This is a genomic window from Nocardiopsis sp. Huas11 (assembly GCF_003634495.1).
Lineage (GTDB): Bacteria > Actinomycetota > Actinomycetes > Streptosporangiales > Streptosporangiaceae > Nocardiopsis.
Map to the genome: position 1 here is coordinate 4,446,677 of NZ_RBKY01000001.1, position 19,111 is coordinate 4,465,787.

Annotated in this window: 15 protein-coding genes; 9 read left to right on the forward strand and 6 right to left on the reverse strand. The window is 72.7% G+C overall.

Going from position 1 to position 19,111, the window contains the following annotated elements:
* Positions 1-6 precede the first annotated feature (6 nt).
* Both DFP74_RS20065 and DFP74_RS20070 read left to right on the forward strand, forming a co-directional pair.
* Positions 7-2,337, forward strand: a complete 2,331-nt coding sequence (locus tag DFP74_RS20065) for a serine/threonine-protein kinase (protein ID WP_255499566.1) — start codon at positions 7-9, stop codon at positions 2,335-2,337.
* Positions 2,338-2,780: 443 nt separating this feature from the next.
* A complete protein-coding gene (locus tag DFP74_RS20070; RefSeq protein WP_121183679.1) occupies positions 2,781-3,155 on the forward strand; it encodes an ADP-ribosylation/crystallin J1 in 375 nt (124 codons plus the stop codon).
* Here the strand turns inward: DFP74_RS20070 and DFP74_RS20075 are convergent.
* On the reverse strand, positions 3,128-3,349 hold the full coding sequence (locus tag DFP74_RS20075) for a hypothetical protein (protein ID WP_121183681.1): 222 nt from the start codon (positions 3,347-3,349) through the stop codon (positions 3,128-3,130). The genes DFP74_RS20070 and DFP74_RS20075 overlap by 28 nt on opposite strands.
* Positions 3,350-3,752: 403 nt before the next feature.
* Here DFP74_RS20075 and DFP74_RS20080 point away from each other — a divergent pair, with 403 nt between their 5' ends.
* Positions 3,753-4,856 (forward strand): LLM class flavin-dependent oxidoreductase, encoded by a 1,104-nt coding sequence (locus DFP74_RS20080; protein ID WP_121183683.1) that lies wholly within the window; start codon positions 3,753-3,755, stop codon positions 4,854-4,856.
* Positions 4,853-5,473, forward strand: a complete 621-nt coding sequence (locus DFP74_RS20085; RefSeq protein WP_121183685.1) for an FMN reductase — start codon at positions 4,853-4,855, stop codon at positions 5,471-5,473. Before DFP74_RS20080 ends, DFP74_RS20085 begins: the two co-directional genes overlap by 4 nt.
* A gap of 96 nt (positions 5,474-5,569) precedes the next feature.
* Here DFP74_RS20085 and DFP74_RS20090 read toward each other — a convergent pair whose 3' ends face one another.
* Positions 5,570-6,250: a triacylglycerol lipase gene (locus DFP74_RS20090; protein ID WP_121183687.1), complete on the reverse strand. Its 681-nt coding sequence runs from the start codon at positions 6,248-6,250 to the stop codon at positions 5,570-5,572.
* Between the two features lie 113 nt (positions 6,251-6,363).
* Here DFP74_RS20090 and DFP74_RS20095 point away from each other — a divergent pair, with 113 nt between their 5' ends.
* Both DFP74_RS20095 and DFP74_RS20100 read left to right on the forward strand, forming a co-directional pair.
* Complete coding sequence (locus DFP74_RS20095) at positions 6,364-9,141, forward strand: LuxR C-terminal-related transcriptional regulator (protein WP_121183689.1); 2,778 nt, start codon at positions 6,364-6,366, stop codon at positions 9,139-9,141.
* A gap of 234 nt (positions 9,142-9,375) precedes the next feature.
* Positions 9,376-10,041 (forward strand): maleylpyruvate isomerase N-terminal domain-containing protein, encoded by a 666-nt coding sequence (locus tag DFP74_RS20100; protein ID WP_121183691.1) that lies wholly within the window; start codon positions 9,376-9,378, stop codon positions 10,039-10,041.
* 88 nt (positions 10,042-10,129) lie between these two features.
* Here DFP74_RS20100 and DFP74_RS20105 read toward each other — a convergent pair whose 3' ends face one another.
* The 4 genes from DFP74_RS20105 to DFP74_RS20120 form a co-directional block, all read right to left on the reverse strand.
* The gene (locus DFP74_RS20105) at positions 10,130-11,128 is read right to left on the reverse strand and encodes a YihY/virulence factor BrkB family protein (protein WP_233571058.1); all 999 of its coding nucleotides are present in this window, start codon (positions 11,126-11,128) and stop codon (positions 10,130-10,132) included.
* Positions 11,129-11,224: 96 nt separating this feature from the next.
* Positions 11,225-11,800 carry a DUF3618 domain-containing protein gene (locus DFP74_RS20110; protein ID WP_121183693.1) on the reverse strand — a complete coding sequence of 192 codons (576 nt, stop codon included), beginning with the start codon at positions 11,798-11,800 and terminating at the stop codon, positions 11,225-11,227.
* Positions 11,776-12,201, reverse strand: a complete 426-nt coding sequence (locus tag DFP74_RS20115) for a phage holin family protein (RefSeq protein ID WP_121183695.1) — start codon at positions 12,199-12,201, stop codon at positions 11,776-11,778. Before DFP74_RS20115 ends, DFP74_RS20110 begins: the two co-directional genes overlap by 25 nt.
* Position 12,202: 1 nt before the next feature.
* Positions 12,203-12,838, reverse strand: coding sequence for a hypothetical protein (locus DFP74_RS20120; RefSeq protein ID WP_147453888.1), 636 nt, complete (start codon positions 12,836-12,838; stop codon positions 12,203-12,205).
* Between the two features lie 557 nt (positions 12,839-13,395).
* Between DFP74_RS20120 and DFP74_RS20125 the strand changes: the two genes are divergently transcribed.
* From DFP74_RS20125 to DFP74_RS20135, 3 genes are all read left to right on the forward strand, one after another.
* Positions 13,396-15,897, forward strand: a complete 2,502-nt coding sequence (locus DFP74_RS20125) for a glycoside hydrolase family 48 protein (RefSeq protein ID WP_158613028.1) — start codon at positions 13,396-13,398, stop codon at positions 15,895-15,897.
* A gap of 110 nt (positions 15,898-16,007) precedes the next feature.
* Positions 16,008-17,465 (forward strand): endo-1,4-beta-xylanase, encoded by a 1,458-nt coding sequence (locus DFP74_RS20130; RefSeq protein ID WP_121183699.1) that lies wholly within the window; start codon positions 16,008-16,010, stop codon positions 17,463-17,465.
* Between the two features lie 251 nt (positions 17,466-17,716).
* Positions 17,717-19,087: a cellulase family glycosylhydrolase gene (locus DFP74_RS20135; RefSeq protein WP_233571059.1), complete on the forward strand. Its 1,371-nt coding sequence runs from the start codon at positions 17,717-17,719 to the stop codon at positions 19,085-19,087.
* The last annotated feature ends 24 nt before the right edge of the window (positions 19,088-19,111 follow it).

Below are 19,111 nucleotides of genomic sequence, written 5' to 3' on the forward strand. Positions count from 1 at the left end.
TACCCGTTGAGCAGGGACGCGCCCACACAAGGTCGCCCGCCGTCACAGACCCCCGCCCACCGGCTCCCGCCGGGCCTGCGGCCACTGGAGAAGGGCGACCCCGCCCGGGTGGGCCCCTACCGCCTCGTGGGACGCATCGGCGCGGGCGGCATGGGCGCGGTCTACGGCGCCCTGGACGACCGGGGCCACTGCGTGGCCGTCAAGACCGTGCACGCCAGGTTCGCCCGCCGGCCCCGCTACCGGGAGGCCTTCGCCCGCGAGGCCGCCATGCTGGGGCGCGCCCGCGGGGTGAGCACGGCCCGGCTGCACGCCGCCGACGTGACCGCCAAGGTGCCCTGGCTGGCCTTCGACTACGTCCCCGGCCGCGACCTGCGCGCCCACGTGCGGGCGTTCGGACCCTTGTCGGGCGACATGCTCCGCACGTTCGCCGCCGGCACCGCGGAGGGACTGGCCGCCCTGCACGCCGCCGGGATCGCGCACCGCGACATCAAGCCCGGCAACGTGATCCTGGCGCCGGAGGGGCCCAAGATCGTCGACTTCGGGATCGCGACCGAGATCGGCGCCGATCGCGCCACCGACCGCGCCGCCTCCTACGGCACGCCAGGCTGGGTCGCACCCGAACGGTTCGAGGGCGCGACCGCCGCCCCGGCGGCCGACGTCTTCGCCTGGGGCGCGCTCGTGGCGCTGGCCGCCACCGGACGCGACCCCTACGGCACGGGCGCCCCGGAGGAGCTGCGCCGACGGGCCGAGGAGGGGTCCTTCGACGTGGACGGCGTGCCCGACTCCCTGCGGACGCTGGTGGAGCGGGCCCTGTCCCCGGATCCGGCGGCCCGGCCCGCAGCGGTGGACCTCATGCGGGCCCTGCTGCCGCCGCCCCAGGAGGTGGGCGAGACCGGCAGGGTGCCGGCCGAGCGCACTCTGGCCGCGATGCTGCGCGCCTACTGGCGCGGGGTGGACGACGCGGGCCACGACCCGGCCCGCTGGGCGGCGGCCCTGAGCCTGCTCTCGGCCGCCGGTGTCGCGGGCGGTCTGGCGTCCGGTACCGGCGCGGCGACGGGGACGGGGACCGCGGCGGGCTCGGGCGCGGGCGCCGCCGGCGGGACGACCGCGGCGGCGGGCGCCCCGATGGTGTCGGGTTCCTCGGCCGCGGGCGGTGCGCTCAGTGCTCTGGCGGGCTCCAAGCTCGCCGCCGCCGGAGTCGGCCTGGTGCTGTTGGCCGGGGTGGCGGTGGGCGGCTACGCGGTCTACGCCCAGCTGCGTCCGGACCCGCGGGAGGTCCTGGCCTCGGCGGCGCAGGCGTTGGAGGAGGGGGAGGGGTTCACGGCACGTGTGGGGCTCCGCTACACCACCGCCCACGCGGAGGAGGTCGCCGGGCGGACCGGGGCGTCGGTCGAGGACGTACTGGCCGACAGCGAGGCCGAACAGGAGTACGTGTACTCCGCCGCCGATCAGGCCTTCCTCATCCGGGGCGAGGCGATGGGAGACGGCACCACCGCGGTGGCCGCCCACCGGGGCGAGATGTACGTGTACGCCGAACGGGACGAAGAGCCGGTCTCCCCACCCAACGGTGGGTCAGCCGAGAGGATCGACGTCGGGGACGGGGTGGAGGCCGCGGCGCTCTCACCCGGTCTGGTGACGTCCGCGCTGCGGTCCCTCGCCGACTCCGGTCAGGTGGCCGAGGAGAGCGGGGGCGGGGGCGACGGCCGTGTCTACTCCGGGCCCACGGCCCTCGGGTTCCTGGCCGACGGGGCCCTGGTTGAGGAGCGCGCCGAGGCCCTGGTCGAGTTCGACGGGGACGGTGCTCCGGTGCGGATGGAGTACACCACCGACCAGTGGCGGGTCGACGTCGAACTCGTGGAGGTGGACGCTCCGGTCCGGGTGGAGGATCCCCAGGTCTCCGCGATGGGGGACGGCTTCGGCTGGGCGGTGGTCCACGGACCCGTGTGCGGCACCGTCACCACGACCGACCGGGTGTGGGAGGTCCAGGCCAGCGGCTGGGGAGTGGACTGCGAGTACGCGATGGACGTGGCCGACCTGGTGCACGGGGAGGGGCTCACCGATGAGAGCGCCAGGGAGGGGCGGGTCGACGTGCTCATGGGCTACAGCGACTTCTACGGTTCCACCTGGCTCGTCGACGACAGCGTGAGCTGCTCGATCTTCCGCGATGCCCGGGGCGGGACGCCCGAGGGGCTCACGTTCCACTTGGCTCCGTGCCGGCCGGCGGCGCTGACCGGCGAGACCGGCGAGCTCGACGAGTCCCTGGGTCTGGAGGAGACGGAGTTCGCGGAGGCGGAGTTCGAGGAGCGGACGCTGATCGACTTCTACGTGAGCCACTGACGGCAGGGCACCGGGAACCGGCCCCCGCCCCGCCAGGGGAGGGGAGTCCGGGGTCCCGCCGGCGAACCGGCGGGACCCCGGACGTGGCTGTGGCCCGCGTCCCCCAACGCGGGCCACAGCGTGCGCGGCCAGTGTGCACAACGTGCGGTCTGGCCGCTGGGAAGGCGGATGCGGCGACTGAATACGTGTCGGAAACCCCCATTGCCGACACGAGCGCGCGCATCCGCGCTTGGATTGTGGAGAGCGCCTCACAGGTACTGGGTGGTGGGTATGTGGGGTTTTCGGGAGTCAGTCTGGGGCGCTTTCACCTGTGACAACGCCTCGTCTACATCCAGTGTTCCCGACAACCGGAGGGATTTTCGGTTCCTTCGGTAAAAAGCGAGTGCGGACTCGGCCACGGTCTCCCTATGCTCCCAGTTCACCGTGCGAGAAGGAGCCTACCCATGACCGAGCCGCTGACCCTGTGGCGTCCCACCGGACCCGCGGAATTGGCCCTGGTACGCGATTCCGGCTGGCGTGCGTGGCCGCCGCGGCTGCCCGAACAGCCGATCTTCTATCCGGTGCTGAACGAGGACTACGCGGCGCGGATCGCGCGCGAGTGGAACCTGCCACGTGACGGCGAGGGCCACGTCACACGCTTTCGCGTCGACGCGGACTTCGCCCGGCGGTATCCGGTGCGGCAGGTGGGCGGGCGCACGATCCTGGAGCTGTGGGTGCCCGCGGAGGAGTTGGCCGAGTTCAACGCCCACCTGCGCGGGCCCATCACACTGGTGCGCTCGTTCCTGCCCGATCACCCCGAGGGGATCGTGCCCGGCTGAGGGCCGGGTGCGGTCTCGCCGCCGTGGACCAGGGCCAGGTCCGGGTCCACGGCGGTCAGCGCGGTCATGACGTCGCCGAGGGCGTCGGAGAGGACCACGGGCTCGCGCTGGGTCGAGTGGGGCTCGCGCTGGGTCGGGTAGGTGTCGGTGGTGGAGGGGCGGGGGCGCCGTCGGGGATCGAGGGTGGTGGCCATGGGATGTCGGGCGCGTCCGGTGGGGTGCGCCCTCCTCCTTCTCGTGTGCTCACGTTCTCAGCCGTCCCGGTCGCCGTCACCGCCGGTGACCGTGGGGCCGACGCTTCCAGGGATAGCACGCGGTGACGACGGTTCACCGGTCGCCGCCGGATGCCGAGTCCCCCTGGGGAGAGCCGATCCGTGGGGATTGTCGTACCCGCGCACCACATCCACGTGAACGCACACCGGGCGGCCTGTGGACAGAGCGGGCACGGAGGGCGACCACGCCGCGGTCCTCCCACCCCGCCGTCGAGCGGTGAGCGCGCGGGCGTACGCGCGGGGAATACCTCCACGGCCAGGACCGTTCGAGGTGATAGTTTAATTGGAAACTACTTCTTCGGAAGCTACCTTGGAGGCGGCGGCCATGCAGTTCGGAATCTTCTCGGTGAGCGACGTCACCACCGACCCCACCACGGGGCGCACGCCGACCGAGGCCGAGCGCGTCAAGGCCATGGTCGCGATCGCGCTCAAGGCCGAGGAGGTCGGCCTGGACGTCTTCGCCACCGGTGAGCACCACAACCCGCCCTTCGTGGCGTCGTCCCCGACCACCATGCTCGGCTACATCGCCGCGCGGACCGAGAACCTCATCCTGTCCACGTCCACGACGCTGATCACCACGAACGACCCGGTGAAGATCGCCGAGGACTACGCGATGCTCCAGCACCTGTCCGACGGCCGGGCGGACCTGATGATGGGCCGCGGCAACACCGGGCCGGTCTACCCCTGGTTCGGGCAGGACATCCGCCAGGGCATCCCGCTGGCGCTGGAGAACTACAACCTCCTGCACCGGCTCTGGCGCGAGGACGTCGTCGACTGGGAGGGCAAGTTCCGCACACCGCTGCAGGGCTTCACCTCCACCCCGCGCCCGCTGGACGGGATCCCGCCGTTCGTCTGGCACGGTTCCATCCGCAGCCCGGAGATCGCGGAGCAGGCCGCCTACTACGGTGACGGCTTCTTCCACAACAACATCTTCTGGCCCGCCACCCACACCAAGAAGCTGATCTCGCTCTACCGGCGCCGCTTCGAGCACTACGGACACGGCAAGGCCGACCAGGCGATCGTCGGACTGGGCGGACAGGTCTTCATGCGCAAGAACTCCCAGGACGCGGTGAAGGAGTTCCGGCCCTACTTCGACAACGCCCCGGTCTACGGCGGCGGCCCCTCCCTGGAGGACTTCACCCGCGAGACGCCGCTCACCGTGGGCAGCCCGCAGCAGGTCATCGACCGTACCCTGGGTTTCCGCGACTCCTTCGGCCACTACCAGCGCCAGCTCTTCCTGATGGACCACGCCGGGCTGCCGCTCAAGACCGTCCTGGAACAGCTGGACATCCTGGGGGAGGAGGTCGTGCCCGTCCTGCGCAAGGAGTTCGCCGCGGGCCGGCCCGCCCACGTCCCCGACGCACCCACCCACACATCGCTCCTGGCCGCCCAGCGGGGGCCGGAGGAGAACACGGAGGCCCAGGCATGAGCACGCGCACACTCGTCACCGTCACCGCGGGGCTGAGCACGCCCTCCTCCACCCGACTGCTCGCCGACCGGCTGACGGCCGCGGCCGAGAGGGAACTGCGGGCGCGGGGCGAGGAGGTTGAGGTGCGGGTCGTGGAACTGCGCGACCTCGCCCACGACATCATGAACGCGATGGTGACCGGCGTGCCCACCGGCGAGCTGCGCTCCGTCCTGGACGACCTCGCGCGGGCCGACGGCGTCATCGCGGTCACCCCGGTGTTCAACGCCTCCTACAGCGGCCTGTTCAAGTCCTTCTTCGACGTGGTCGACACCGAGGCCATGGACGGCAAGCCCGTCCTGGCCGCGGCGACCGGGGGCAGCCCGCGCCACTCGCTCGTACTGGAGCACGCCCTGCGGCCGATGTTCTCCTACACGCGCTCGGTGGTCGTGCCGACCGCCGTCTACGCGGCCTCGGAGGACTGGGGCGCGGGCGACAGCGGCGGTCGTGAGCTGGGCGAGCGCATCGACCGCGCGGCCCGACAGCTCGCGGCCCTGGCCGTGGAGCACGTGGCGGACCGCGTCGACCCCTACGAGGAGCCGACGTCCTTCAGCGACCTGATGTCGGGGCTGGGCGTCTGATCGCGCGGCGGGGCGCCCGGGCCTGGTCGAACCAGTGCCTGGGCGCCCCGTGCTGCGCGGCCGGACTCCCCGGTCGCTCGCTGTGCGCGGTGGACGCTAGGCCGGTGAGCCGACGGTGGTGCGCACCCCGTCGATGACGCCGGAGTTCCACATCATGGAGATGTGCTCGACGCACCCGGTCCGGATGTTGTTCGCCCCGTCCAGCGAGGTGCTGTCGTAGGGCGAGATGACGATGTCGCAGGGCGAACGGAAGGTCGTGTAACCCACCGCGCCGGGCGTGGGGTCACCGCTGTTGAGCTCGGCCAGGAAGCCCGACCCGTGCCGCATCTCCGCGCACGGCGTGATGAGCGACGTGCACAGGTCGGCGATGTCCGTGCCGTTGTTGGGGCCGCCGATCGAGATCCACTGGTCGACCTTGTGTTCGCCGCCCAGGAACTTGATGTACCAGCGCGAGGACAGCCCGCCCATGGAGTGCGTCACCAGGTGGACCCGGTCGGCGCCGTGCTGGGCGCGCACGTCGTCGGTGTAGTGGGACAGGCGGTCGGCAATGGTGCGGTTCGACCGCAGCCAGTCGTAGGAGAACACGTGCAGCCGGTCGGCGGGGTAGCCCGACGCGACCAGGCTGTCCCGCATGGTCGACCACTGGCCGCCCTTGCCGGCGAATCCGTGGACGAAGATGATCGGGACGGGGCCGGCCGCGGCGGCCGGCGCGGCCTGGACCAGGCCGAGGGAGCCGGCGAGCGCGAGACCGCACAGGAGGGAGAGCAGGCGTTTCATGGTGCCTCCAGGGGGTGGGGGAGCCTTGAGTGTGTGGCGCGCGCCACACGGAGCGCATCGGCTGAACCGCCGGTCCCTTTACAGCTCTTTAACTCACGGGTAACTTTCTTGCCGTGACCCGCGTGCCCCCGCCTACACGCGTCGCCCCCCTGTACGGGCGTGACCAGGACATCGCCGCCACCCGCGACCTGCTGCGGGCCGCCCGCTCCGGCCGGAGCGGGATCCTGCTGGTCCGCGGCCGACCCGGCTCGGGCCGGTCCGCGCTGCTCGCGCACACCCGCGCCCACGCCCCCGACTTCACCGTGCTGGCCGCGCACGCCGCCCCCGAGGAACGCCACCTGGCCCTCGCCGGCCTGCACCAGCTCCTGCGCCCGGCCATGCCGTACCTGCCGCGCCTGCCCGCGGCCCAACGCGAGGCCCTGCACCAGTCCCTGGAGTGCGGGCGCACGGACCGGCCCTTCCCGCTGGCGGTGGCCGCCCTGGGACTGATCACGGAGATCGCCGCGGAGCACCCCGTCCTCATCTGCGCGGACGACGTCCACCTCATGGACGCGCCCTCCCGCGAGGTTCTCGCCTTCGCCGGCCGGCGGCTCGCCGACGAGGGCGTGGCCACCCTCCTGTCCGCCGAGACCGGAGCCCGCGGTGCGCCCGGCGGGGTCCCCGTCCTGGACCTGGCGCCCCTGGACCGGGAGAGCACCGAGCACCTCCTCGACGCGGCCGCCGCGCCGGATCCCCTGGCCGACACCGTCCGAGCCGAACTCGCGACGCTCGCGCGGGGCAATCCGCGAGCCGCACTCGAACTCCTGGCCGCGACCGGGCCCGCCCAGCGTTCCGGAGCCGCGGACCTTGGCCGCCCGCCCCGCTCACGCGGCGACCTCACCGACACCTACCTCGCCCGGGCCCATCGACTGCCCGCGCCGGTGCGCCACCGGCTCCTGCTGCTCGCGGCCGACCCCGGCGCCCCCGCCACGTCCGTGCTGTCCGCCTCCCCGGAGGACGGCGACCCCGTGCCCGGGTGGGAGCGGGCCGAACGCGCCGGGCTCGTCCACCAGGACGACGGATGGCCCGTTCTGGCGCACCCTGTGGTCGGGCCCGCGCTCTACCACGGCCTGCCCGCCGCGGAACGATGCGCCGCCCACCGCGCGCTGGCCCGCCGCGCCCCCGCCGACGCCGCCTGGCACCGGGCCGCGGCCCGCACCGCCCCGGACGAGGCCGCCGCCGCGGACCTGCGCCTGCTGGCCCTGGACCGGATGGGACGGCGCGGCCACGGCCCCGCCTCGGTCCTGTTCGAACGCGCCGCCGACCTCACACCTGCCGCCGCCTCCCGCGCCATGCGCCTGGCCGAGTCGGCCCGCGCGGCGTGGCTCTCCGGCAACCACCCTCGCACCCTGCGGCTCCTGGAACGCGTCGGTGACGAACTGCCCGCCCTGGGTACGCACGCCGGCTCCGTACGCGAACACGTCGAACTCGTGCGCGCCGACATGGAACTGCGCTCCGGCGTGGCCATCGCCGCCTTCCAGCGCCTGCGGACCTTCGCCGACCGCCTGCCCCGCCACGACAGCGCCCTGGCGCTGCGCGCCCTGCACCAGGCGGGGGAGGCCTGCTGTCTGTCCGGCGACCACACCCGCTACTTCGCCACCGCCGAACGTGCGCTCTCGCTCCACGGGGGAGGCGCCCGGCCCCAGGACCGCCTCGTCCTCGACTACATGGCGGGCAAGGCCGCCCTCTTCCAGGGCCGCCACCCCGAGGGCGTGGCCGCCCTGCGCCGCGTGATGGCGGCGGCCGACGGGACCGAGGACCCCCAGCACCTCCTCCTGGGCGGCATCGCCGGGCTCCTGTGCGGCGACAACCTGCGGGCCGGGGCCCTCGCCGGGCGGGCGGTCGACCACGCGCGCCGCACCGGCGCGGACTCCCTCGTCCCACGAGCCCTGGAGTTCCTCACCTACGCCGAACTCTGGCTCGGCCGACTCTCCCTCGCCGAGGCCGGCGCCGCCGAGGGGCTGCGCACGGCCGAGGCCACCGGCCAGGACAACTGCGCCGGCCACCACCGCGCCGGTCTCGCGCTGCTGGCCGCGATCCGCGGTGAGGAGGACGCCTGCCGGGAGCGGGCGGGGGCGGCCCTGGCCCTGGCCGACTCCCACGACCTCGGCCTGCCCGCGGGACTGGCCTCCTGGGCCCTGGCCCTGCTCGACCTGGCCCTGGGGCGGGTGGACGAGGCCGCCGCACGGCTGCTCTCCCTGCGCCGGGCGGGCCCGGGCCGCGGCCACACGGCCGTGCACCTGCTGAGCACGCCGCACCTGGTGGAGGCGACCATGCGGGGGAGCGCGACCGAACCCGGCCCCGACCGTGCGGAGGCCGTGCGCTCGGCCGTCACGACCTTCGAGCGCTGGGCCGAGGCCACCGGCGAGGCCGCCGCCCGCGCCCTCGCGCTGCGTTGCCGGGCGCTCCTGGCCTCGGGTCGGGAGAGCACGGAGCTGTACGGCCGTGCGGTCGACCTGCACGCGTCGGGCTACTGCGACCTCGAACTGGCGCGCACGCAGCTGCTGTTCGGTTCCCACCTGCGGCGCGAACGCAGCACGGGCAGGGCCCGCGAGCACCTGACCGCGGCCCTGGAGACCTTCGAGCTCCTGGGCGCGCGACCGTGGGCCGACCAGGCGCGCGCCGAACTGCGCGCCACGCGCGGCCGGCCCGCCCAGCGGGAGCGGGACCCCGCCAGGGAGCTCAGCCCGCAACAGCTGCAGATCGCCCGCCACGTCGCGACCGGGTCCACCAACCGGGAGGTGGCGGCCCTGCTGTTCCTGAGCCCGCGCACGGTCGACCACCACCTGCGCAACATCTACGCCAAACTCGGGATCCGGTCCCGGGTGGAGCTGGCCCGGCTCCTCGGCTGAGGCCGTATCGCCGCCACCGGCGCGCCCCCGCACCCCCGCGCCCCCGCGCTTCCGCGCGCCCCCGTGCATGCCCGCGCGTCTCTGCGCTGCCCACCGGACAAGGTGCCCGTGCCAGAGCAGACGGTCGAGGAGGCCGCGCACGTCCACCAGTCCGGCCAGGGCGCGCTGGTGGTCCGCCTGTTCGACCGAGCCCCGGCCCGCCGACGGCCGAACGGCGTTCGGTAGCGTGTCGCCATGGACTCAGCCAGCGTGTACACCCGTTGCCAGGACCGCCTGCTCGACCTGGCCGCAGAGTTGACGGCCGAGCAGCTCGCCACCCCCGTGCCCGCCCTGCCGGACTGGACCGTCCTGCAGACCTACGCCCACCTCGCGGGCGTGTGCGCCGACGTGGTCGGCGGCCTGGTGCCGCCCTCCGACGACACCACCACGGCCCGCCAGGTCGCCGAGCGCGCCGGAGACGACCTGGACGCGGTGTGCGCGGAGTGGCGCAGCCAGGCTCCCGCGCTGCTGGAGGTCTTCGCGCGCGAGACCCGTGCCCGGTACCGGCTGCCCGCCCTGGACGTGTGGCACCACGAGAACGACATCCGCGGCGCGCTGGGTCTGGGCGCCCAGACCCTGGACGCCGACCAGCTCGCGCACTTCACCGTGGGCGGCCTGGCGCGCGGCTGGGCCCCGGACGTGCCGGGGGTGCGCGTCGTGGCCGTCGACACCGGACAGGAATGGCTGCTGGGCGAGCGGGCGGACCTGGAACTGCGGGCCGAGGCCTTCGAACTCGCGCGCGCCGTGACGGGTCGCCGCAGCGTGCGGCAGATCGCCGCCATGGACTGGAAGGGCGACCCGAGCGCGGTGGCGCACCGCCTGCCGACCCTGCCCGCGCCCGAGGTCGATCTGGCCGTCTGAGGCCGAACGCACCGGCGCGGCCCGCCGGTGCGTTCGATCGGCGTCCGGCGGGCCGCACACGGGGGAGCGGTCCCCGCGGAGCGCGCTCCTACACCGACTGCTCCCTGCGGCCGGCGTGCTTGCGCGGCTTGGGCACGTCGCGCATCTCCACGTAGGGCTCCACACCCTCCGGGTGACCCGTCTCGGCGGCCCGGCCGCGCTCGATCTCGGCGTTGAACTCCTCGCCCAGCAGGATCGCGATGTTGGTGATCCACAGCCAGACGAGGAAGATGACCAGCGCCGCCATGCTCCCGTAGGTCTGGCCGTAGCTGGAGAAGTTGGCGACGTAGACGGCGAACAGCGCCGAGGCGACCAGCCAGATCGCCACCGCCAGCACGCTGCCGGGGCTGATCCAGCGGAACCCGCGCTTGGCGTTGGGGGAGGCCCAGTACAGCAGGGCGATCATGAAGACCACGATCACCAGGAGCACCGGCCACTTCGCGATGTCCCACACCGTCGTCACGGTCGGGCCGAGCCCCAGGATCTCCCCGATCCGTTGCGCGACGGCACCGGTGGCGGTGATGGCGAGCACCGTGAAGGTCATCAGGACCACCAGCAGCAGGGTCACGCCGACGCGGACGGGCAGCGTCTTCCACACGGGCCGCCCCTCGGGCACGTCGTAGACGATGTTGGACGCACGCATGAAGGCGGCGATGTACCCGGACGCCGACCACAGGGCGACGAGCAGACCCACCAGACCGAAGATCCCGGCCGCGGCCCGGTTGTCCTGGAGGTTCTGGATCGCGGACGTCACGACTCCGGCGACGTCCGCCGGCAGGACCGTGTTGATGTTGTCGGTCAGTGTCTGGGTGGCGGTCGGACCGGCCAGGCCGAGGAGGGACACCAGGACCAGGATGGCCGGGAACAGGGCCAGGAGTCCGTAGTAGGTGAGCCCCGCCGCCAGGTCGGTCAGGTTGTCCTCCCGGAATTCGCGGAACGTCCGTTTCAGGGCCGCCCACCAGGAGAACTTCGTCATCGCGGTCGGTTTCGCGGCCGGCTCCCGCGAAGCCGGCACACCGGTGGGCCCCTCGTTCGGCTGCTGGGTCATGACTCACTCCCTTCTTTCCGCCGTCGCGCTGCCGCACCTGGAGGTACGGCGCTCCGCGCCCCCGTCCGACTCTGCGGACGGGGGCGCGAACGGACCTCAGGAACCGTGCCCCTGCCGTGAGGCCGACGCGACCTCGTCGCGGGCCTGCTCGCCGGTGCTGTGAGCGGCGTCGGTGGCACTCTCCTTGAGGTGCTCACCGGCCTCCCGCGCGCTCTCGACAGCCTGGTCCCGAACGCGCTCGGCGGACTCCGAGACCGCGCGCCGCGCCGAATCGACCATCTCGGGGGCGTACTCCCTGGCCTGCTGTGCCGCCCTGCGCTCCGCCTCGCTCTCGGACAGCAGCGAGGCGGCCAGGAGGCCGGCGCCGAAGGCGATCAGGCCGGCCGCCAGCGGATTGCCGCGTGTCTGCTCGACCGCCTGCCGGGGCGCGGACCGCGCGGCCTCGCCCACCTGCTCGGCGTTGCGCCGGATACCGCTCATCGCCGCCTGCGAGGACGGCTTCGAACCCATGACCCGCTCCCGCAGGCCCTGCGCGCGGCGGCGCACCCGGTCCTTGCGCCGCTCGATCGCCTGCCGCGGGTCGACGCGGTTCACGAGCCGGTCCGTGTCCTCGGTGAGCTCGGCGCGGGTTCGTTCGATGTCCTGCCTTATCCGGTCGGGTGCTTCGCCCATCGCGCATCCTCCTTCAGCGTCTCGATCGTGCGTTCCGGTGCGGGAGACACGCGGCGCATCCTGCTGCGGCCCATGGCGAACAGGATCGCGCCGGCGATCGCCCAGACCGCCGCCACGACCAACGAGGCCCAGCCCAGGCCGATGAGGACGGAGAGGCCGAACACGGCCGCCAGGCTGAGCAGCACCAGCGTCATGTAACCGGCGAACGCGGCGGCGCTGAGCATGCCCGCGGCCTTGCCGGCCTTGGTCGCCTCCTCGCGGAATTCGGCCTTGGCCAGCTCGACCTCCTGCCTGAACAGCTTCTGGAGGTCGTTGGTGACCTCCGTGACCAGTTCGGCCACCGACCTGTCGTCGCCGGTGGTGTCCATCGCGGGCGATGAGGGTCGAGGAACGGTCGTCATGTCACCGGCCCTCCCCTGTCGGTGTCCACCCTGGTCCCTCGTGGGAGGCGCGGATCGGGATCTGGCCGCTCTGGCCGCCCTGGTCGCCCTGGTCGCCCTGGCGCGGCAGCGGAGCGCTCGTCTGTGCGTGCTCGCCCGCCTCGGTCCTCGCGGAGCCGCCGTCGTCCTGGGAGGCCGACGAGGACGCCTTGAGGAGGCGTCCGAGCGTGAAGCCGGCCACGGCGGCGCCCACAAGGAAGGCCACGGGCCTGCGCCGTGCCAGATCCCGTGTCTCGGCCAACAGGCCTTCCACGCCCCGGTCCTCCAGGAAGTCGGCGGTCTCCGTGCCGCTCTCGGCGACCTGGCGGACGACTCCCCCCACCGGGGACTCCGACCTGCCGTGCTCGGCCATCGACTCCAGGTCCTGGGACCACTGGCGCAGGTGGTCCGAGGCCATTCCGGTCAGGTTGCCCATCTCCTTGCGGACCCGGTCCTGCACGTCGTCCACGACGTGGCCGGTCTCCGCGCGGGTCTCCTCGGCGAGCGAACGCACCTGGTCCTTCGCCGAGGACGCGACCCCGCTCGCGGCCGAACGCGCGGCCTCGGCTCTGCCGCCGCCACCGCCTCCGGGCTCTTCGGTACCGTCCAGCGGACGCATGATCACGACCTCCTCGGTTGGGTCGTTGTCCTGCCTTCCTTGTGCCGCGCTCTACCCCCGGGCGACGCGACAGAAGCGCGAGACGCACGCAGGTGCCCAATGATGGAAGGGGTTTTGTGGTGTTTTTGCACCCGTTTCGGCGGTCCGGTGTGCCGCCCTCTCCGGCTGTGACCTGGATGTCGCGGCTGATCGCGGGGCCGTCGCGCCGTCGCGGACCGCCCTCGGGCCGTGGCGAGGTGTGAGATCGGCGCCGAGTTCTTCTTGTTACACCCATTGCAGCGGCTTTCCTCCGGTGTTAACTTTTCGGCACCGCTTGGGAGCGCTCCCGTGACGGGAGCGCTCCCACGCCGACCGGGCCAGCGCCGACCCGGTCTCACCCCCCACCCCCCACGCGCCCCACCCCACACAGCACACCCCCCAACACCCCCCAACACCCCCCAAGGTCTCGGCCCCGCTGCCCCCGCCGAGGCGCCCTCCGCCCTGGCCGCGTCGCGGTCGGAGCCGGCGCCCCGCCCCGCGGCATCGGGGAGTCGAGCACCCTCCGAGGAGGATGCGCAGTGACCACACCCGTATCCCGGCCCCGCCTCCGACGGCGATGGCCCCTCCCAGCGGCCCTGGGCACCGCCCTCGTGGCGGCCCTGCTCTCGGCCGTGTCCGTCCAGGCCGAACCGGCCCCCAGTTCGGACTACGAGTACTCCCCGGTCGCCGAGAGGGTCCAGCGGGAGAATCCCGAGCTCACGCAGTACGAGTCGGCCTTCCTGGAGCAGTACGACACCATCAAGGACCCCGCCAGCGGATACTTCCGCGAGTTCGACGGGCTCCTCGTCCCCTACCACTCGGTCGAGAAGCTGATCGTGGAGGCACCCGACACCGGGCACGCCACGACCTCCGAGGCCTACAGCTACTACCTGTGGCTGGAGGCCACCTACGGGCGGGTCTCCGGCGACTGGCAGCCCTTCAACGACGCCTGGGCGTCGATGGAGGCCTTCATCATCCCGTCCACCGCCGACCAGCCCACCAACGGCTCCTACGACCCCTCCGCCCCGGCCTCCTACATCCCCGAGTCACTCGACCCCTCCGACTACCCGATGCCGATCACGCCCGAGGTGCAGCCCGGCCAGGACCCCCTCGCCGACGAGCTGAGCAGCACCTACGGCACCGACGAGGTCTACGGGATGCACTGGCTGCTGGACGTGGACAACGTCTACGGCTACGGCTTCTGCGGTGACGGCACCCATGACGCCCCGGCCTACATCAACACCTTCCAGCGCGGCTCCAACGAGTCCGTCTGGGAAACCGTTCCCCACCCCTCGTGCGAGACCTTCGAGCACGGCGGGGAGAACGGGTTCCTCGACCTGTTCGTGGACGACCAGGCCTACTCCGAGCAGTGGCGCTACACCAACGCGCCCGACGCCGACGCCCGGGCCGTCCAGGTCGCCTACCTCGCGCACGAGTGGGCGGCCGAGCAGGGCAACGCCTCCGACATCGCCGAGAGCGTCGACGACGCGGCGATGATGGGCGACTACCTCCGCTACGCCATGTTCGACAAGTACTTCAAGGAGATCGGCGACTGCGTCGATCCCGCCTCCTGCTCACCCGGTTCGGGCAAGGAGTCGGCGCACTACCTCATGGCCTGGTACTACTCCTGGGGCGGCGCGATGGAGAGCGCCGAGTACCCCTGGGCCTGGCGCATCGGCGGCTCGGCCGCCCACCAGGGCTACCAGAACGTCATGGCCGCCTACGCGCTCTCGGAGGTCGACGCCCTGCGGCCGGAGTCGGCGACCGGCGCCGAGGACTGGGGCGTGAGCCTCGACCGCCAGCTGGAGTTCCTCCAGTGGCTGCAGTCCTCCGACGGCGGCATCGCCGGCGGTGCGACCAACAGCTGGGAGGGCGACTACTCCGAGCCGCCCGCGGGCACGCCCACCTTCTACGGCATGTTCTACGACGAGAAGCCCGTCTGGCACGACCCGGCGTCCAACCAGTGGTTCGGCTTCCAGGTCTGGGACATCGAGCGCGTGGCCGAGTACTACCGCATCACCGGTGACGAGCGCGCCGGCGACATCCTCGACTCGTGGATCCCCTGGGCGATCGAGAACACCACGGTCGGCCCCGACGGCGAGTTCGCCATCCCGGCCGACATGGAGTGGAGCGGTGCGCCCGACGACTGGACCGGCACGTCCACCGGCAACCCGGACCTGAGCGTGGAGGTCGTCTCGCACAACCAGGACGTCGGCATCGCCGCCGGCCTGGCCAAGACCCTCATGCACTACGCGGACGCCACCGGCGACGAGGCGTCGCTGGAGACCGCCGAGGGCCTGCTGGACGCCCTGATGGAGCACCAGGACGACCTGGGCGTGGCCATTCCGGAGGTGCGGGGCGACTACGAGCGCTTCGACGACCCCTTCGACGCGCCCAACGGCGGACTCTACGTGCCCGAGGGCTGGACCGGACAGATGCCGGGCGGCGACGTGGTCGACTCCGACTCCACCTTCGCCTCCATCCGCTCCTTCGTCGAGGACGACCCCGACTGGCCCCGTGTCCAGGAGTACCTGGACGGCGGCCCGGCACCGGAGTTCACCTACCACCGGTTCTGGGCGCAGGTCGACGTGGCCACCGCCCTGGCCACGCACGGCGAGCTCTTCGGCGAGACCGACCCGGACCCGGACCCCAGCCCGGATCCCGACCCGAGCCCGGACCCGAGCCCGGACCCCGACCCGAGTCCGGACCCCGACCCGGTCGGTTCCTGTGAGGTCGTCTACGACATCGCCTCCGAGTGGAACCAGGGCGCCACCGTGAACGTCACCGTGCGCAACGACGGCGACGAGGCGGCCGAGGACTGGGCCCTGACCTGGGACGGTCCCGCGGGTGAGGAGATCACCGGCGCCTGGAACGCGGAGGTCGTGCGATCGGGCGCGACGGTCACCGCCACACCCGTCGGTTGGAACAGCACCATCGCCGCCGGAGGCCAGACCTCCTTCGGCTTCCAGCTGACCCACACCGGACAGGCCGCCACACCGGAGGCGTTCGCGCTGAACGGCGAGGCCTGCACCACCGGCTGACCCGCGATCACGCGGGCCGGCCCCCAGGGGCCGGACGCCTCCCCCACCGGCGTCCGGCCCCACCCCACCCCTGACCTCACACGGATCACGACGACCCAGAGGATCCCCCCATGCCAGGCAGGACACGCACACGCGCCAGGGCACTGGCGGCCGTCGCGCTCGGATGCGCGCTCGCCGCCGGGACCGCCACGGCGGCCCACGCCGCGCCGGCCGCGCCGACCGAGACCGCCGCCGAGACCGAACGGGCGCAGCAGAGCGGACTGCGCGAACCGGCCGACGAACTCGGCCTGCGGATGGGCACCGCCGTCTCCGCCCACCTGCTCGACCAACAGGTCTACCGCGACACCGCCGCCACCGAGTTCAACTTCATCACGCACGAGAACTCCCTCAAGTGGGAGTCGGTCCAGCCCCAGCGGGGGCAGTACTCCTTCGCCGACGCCGACCGGATCATGGAGTTCGCCCAGGCCAACGACCAGGAGGTCCACGGACACACGCTGGTCTGGCACAGCCAGCTGCCCTCCTGGGTGGAGGACGGGAACTTCTCCGAGGCCGAGCTCACCGAGGTCACCACCGACCACATCGAGACGACCATGGGCCGCTACGCCGGGGAGATCGCCACCTGGGACGTGGTCAACGAGCCCTTCAACGAGGACGGCACCTTCCGCGACTCCGTCTTCCAGCGCACCCTGGGCGAGGACTACATCGCCCAGGCCCTCACCACCGCCGACTCGGTCGACCCGGACGCCCGGTTGTTCGTGAACGACTACAACATCGAGGGGATCAACGCCAAGAGCGACGGCATGTACGCGCTGGCGGAGTCCCTCCTGGACCAGGGCGTGCCGTTGGACGGCGTCGGTATCCAGGGCCACCTGGTGGTCGGCCAGGTCCCCGGCGACGTGCGCCAGAACATCGAGCGCTTCACGGACCTGGGGCTGGAGGTCGTCATCACCGAGCTGGACATCCGGATGGACCTGCCCGTCACGGAGGCCAAGCTCGAACGGCAGGCCGCCGACTACGCCCTGGTCATGGACGCCTGCCTGTCCGTGCCCGGCTGCTCCGGCGTGTCCGTGTGGGGCGTCACCGACGCCCACTCGTGGGTGCCCGACGTCTTCGAGGGCCAGGGCGCCGCACTGCCCATCGACGAGGCCTACGCGCCCAAACCCGCCTATTGGGCGATCAGCGGGGCCCTGGGCGGCGCGACCGGGCCCGGCACCGGCGACCCGGACGAGCCCGGGGAGCCGGGGGAGCAGGACTGCCTGGTCACCTACGCCGTGACCTCCCACTGGGGCCAGGGCGCGGTCGTCGACGTCACCGTGCGCAACGACACGGGCGAGCCCGTACCGGACTGGTCGCTGACGTGGACCCAGCCCGCCGGCGAGCGGATCACCGGCGCCTGGAACGCCCAGGTCGTCCAGAGCGGGAGCGAGGCCACCGCCACGCCCGTGGCCTGGAACGGCACCATCGCGCCGGGCGGATCGGTCACCTTCGGGATGCAGATCGAGCACGGCGGCGAGGCCGCGTCACCCGCGGCGTTCGCGCTGGAGGGCCAGACCTGCCGGACGGGGTGACGGCGCGCCCCCACGCGTCGCCCCAGGGGCCGGGCATCCCACCCCCCGGTGCCCGGCCCCGCCACCACCCCTCCCGCCCCGTTCCCGACCGAGCACGAACCTCCGACCGCACCCGTACTCCTGACCGCACCCGCTTGCTGACCGCACCCGTACACCCGACCGGCGCCGGGGTCGGCCTCCCGCCACCGACCCCGGCGCCCCCGCAGACCACCTTCGACAACGTTGTCTCCGACAGATGGAGGAAGCACCCGATGACAGCATCCGTACCCCGGCGCCTACTGGTCGCCGTGGGCGCCGTCCTGGCCCTCATGGCCGGTGTCCTGGCCTACGCGCTGCCGGCCCAAGCCGACACCGGTTTTCGGATCAGTGAGGGCCGGCTCGTCGACGCGGCCGGAAACGACTTCGTCATGCGCGGCGTCAGCCACGCCCACACCTGGTACCCGCAGGAGACCCAGTCCCTGGGCGACATCAAGTCCCTGGGCGCCAACTCCGTACGGGTCGTCCTCAGCAGCGGCGACCGCTGGAACGAGAACGACGTCGACGACGTGGCCGCGGTGGTGGCCGACTGCAAGGCCCACCGATTGATCTGCGTCCTGGAGGTGCACGACACCACCGGCTACGGCGAGGAGGCCGAGGCCGCCACGCTCGACCAGGCCGTCGACTACTGGCTGCGCGTGCGCGACGCCGTCGAGGGCGAAGAGGACTACGTCCTGGTCAACATCGGCAACGAGCCCTACGGCAACGACGCCGCGACCGTCCAGGACTGGGCGCCCGACACCTCCGCGGCGATCCAGCGCCTGCGTGATGAGGGCTTCGACCACACCCTGGTCGTGGACGCGCCCAACTGGGGCCAGGACTGGTCGCACACCATGCGCGCCGACGCCCAGCAGGTCTTCGACTCCGACCCCGACGCCAACACGCTGTTCTCAATCCACATGTACGGCGTGTACGAGCAGGAGTCCACGATCGTCGACTACATGGAGGCCTTCACCGATGCCGGCCTGCCGCTGATGGTCGGCGAGTTCGGCATCGACCACAGCGACGGCAACCCCGACGAGGACGCCATCATGGCGCACGCCGAGCGCCTGGGCCTGGGCTACATCGGGTGGTCCTGGAGCGGCAACAGCGGCGGCGTCGAGTACCTGGACATGGTGGAGGACTTCGACGTCGACCGGCTCAGCCCCTGGGGCGAGCGGATCTTCCACGGCCCGAACGGCATCGCCGAGACGGCCGTGGAGGCCCCGGTCTACGGCGGGTCCCCCGACCCCGACCCCTCGCCCAGCCCGGATCCCACGCCCAGCCCCGACCCGACGGACCCGCCCGGGGACGGCGACTGCGAAGCCGAGTACACGGTCGTCAACGAGTGGTCCGGCGGCTTCCAGGGAGAGGTGACCGTCACCGCCACTGAACCGCTCACCGCGTGGACGGTCTCGTGGACCTTCGCCGACGGCGAGCGCGTGACCCAGTCCTGGAACGCCTCGGTCACCGGTGAGGGCGACCAGGTGAGCGCGGTCAACGCCGGCCACAACGGCACGCTCTCGGCCGGGCAGACGGCCACGTTCGGCTTCATCGGCTCCCACGAGGGGACCGTCGGCACTCCCGAACTCGCCTGCACCACCTGACGCACCGGTCGCGCGGGGCCGCCA